Raw genomic sequence first — 1906 nt, forward strand, 5'->3', positions numbered from 1 at the left:
AGGTGACAGCGGCCGATGCCCTCGTCGTCGGTGAACGGCCGGATCTCGGTGATCAACTGGCGACATTGCACGTTGCCCTTGATCACCCAATAGAGCGAGCCGCCGTCGGTGACTTCGTCGCCACGCGTCGGCACCATGCGGGTGGTGTGCCAGTGCTCGGCCGGCTCGCCGGCGCGCCGCCGCTCGTCGAGGCGAAAGTCGATCCACTCTTCGAGATCCTCGACGCTGTCGCAGCCGACGCAGAGTTTTAGGAGATTGAGAGCCATCGCTTAAGGTTTAGTCCGGCACGCGAAACCGTCAACGGCCCTGCCCGACTTCTCCACAGTGCCAGCATCAGCCGTTCAGCACTCGACGACGTTGACGGCGAGGCCGCCGAGGCTGGTTTCCTTGTACTTCTCGTTCATGTCGAGGCCGGTCTGGCGCATGGTCTCGATCGCCGCGTCGAGTGGCACGAAGTGGGTGCCGTCGCCCTTGATGGCGAGCGAGGCGGCGGTCACAGCCTTGACGGCGCCGAGCGCATTGCGCTCGATGCAGGGCACCTGCACCAGCCCGGCGACGGGATCGCAGGTCATGCCGAGATGATGCTCCAGCGCGATCTCGGCCGCATTCTCGACCTGCTCCGGCGTGCCGCCCATGACGGCGCACAGCCCAGCCGCAGCCATGGCCGAGGCGGAGCCGACCTCACCCTGGCAGCCAACTTCGGCGCCGGAGATCGAGGCGTTCGACTTAATGATGCCGCCAACGGCGGCCGCCGTCAGCAGGAAGTCGCGTATGCTTGGCTGGTCGGCTTCGGGATGGAAATGCAGCCAGTAGCGCAGCACCGCCGGCAGCGTGCCGGCCGCCCCGTTGGTCGGCGCGGTGACGACGCGCCCGCCAGCGGCGTTCTCCTCATTGACCGCCATGGCGTAGATCGACAGCCAGTCATTGGCGAGCAAGGGGTTCGGCCGGTTCTGCTGCCACTGTTCCAGCAGCTTGTCGTGCAACTGCCGGGCACGGCGGCGCACCTTCAACCCGCCCGGCATGATGCCGTCCTGCGAAAGGCCGCGGTCGATGCAGCCCTTCATGGCGCTCCAGATGGCGTCGAGACCCGCGTCGAGCTCCTCGCGCGACATCTGCGTCTCCTCGTTGACGCGCTTCATCTCGGCGATGGAAAGCCCGCTCTTGGCCGCCATCTTCAGCATCTCGACGGCATTCTTGAAGGGATAAGGCACCTTCTTGCCTTCCGTCGTCACTGAGCCCTTGGCCTTCATCCGCTGCAGCTCTTCCTCGGAAACGACGAAGCCGCCGCCGATCGAATAATAGATGCGCTTGAGCAGCAGTCGGTCGCCGGCGTCGTAGGCATAGAACGCCATGCCGTTGGCGTGGCCGGTGAGCGGCGTCTTGCGGTCGAGCACGAGATCGGTCGCGGGATCGAAGCGGTAAGTCGGGTGACCCGGCGGCGCGATGCGCTTCTCGGCAGCGATCCTGGCAACGATGCCGTCAGCGAGGTCGGGATCGACCGTCTGCGGCGTCTCGCCGGCAAGGCCGAGGATGACGGCGCGGTCGGAGCCATGGCCGATGCCGGTGTAGGCGAGCGAGCCGTGCAGGCTGGCGCCGATGCGGTCGACCTTGACGCCGGCCGGCCGCGGCCAGTCGTTTCCGGCTACCTCGTCCAGAAAACGCCGGGCGGCGGTCATCGGCCCCATCGTGTGCGAACTCGATGGACCGATGCCGATCTTGAACAGGTCGAAAACCGAAAGGAACACGCGCCGTTGTCTCCTGAATCCGTCTCGGCATACATATAGGAATTGCTGAGATGTTTCCGCTGTTTTACGGATCGCGGCGCCGCGCCCTCCGACCTTGTTTGCTCCGGCAGCGACATTGATTGTCGGGTTGCGCTGGCGGGGCTATTCTCGACAACGCCAGG

2 protein-coding genes are annotated in these 1906 nt (G+C 65.6%); both read right to left on the reverse strand.

Features of this window, described 5'->3' with window-relative positions; all coding sequences use genetic code 11:
* Nucleotides 1–266, reverse strand: a 266-nt coding sequence (locus EN781_RS31530; RefSeq protein ID WP_127400681.1) for a DUF1489 family protein, incomplete at its 3' end; no start/stop codon positions are given.
* A 75-nt stretch (nucleotides 267–341) separates the two neighbouring features.
* Nucleotides 342–1745, reverse strand: a complete 1404-nt coding sequence (locus EN781_RS31535; RefSeq protein WP_126054678.1) for an L-serine ammonia-lyase — start codon at nucleotides 1743–1745, stop codon at nucleotides 342–344.
* Nucleotides 1746–1906 lie beyond the last annotated feature (161 nt).

The organism is Mesorhizobium sp. M4A.F.Ca.ET.090.04.2.1 (assembly GCF_003999085.1).
Classification (GTDB): Bacteria; Pseudomonadota; Alphaproteobacteria; order Rhizobiales; family Rhizobiaceae; genus Mesorhizobium.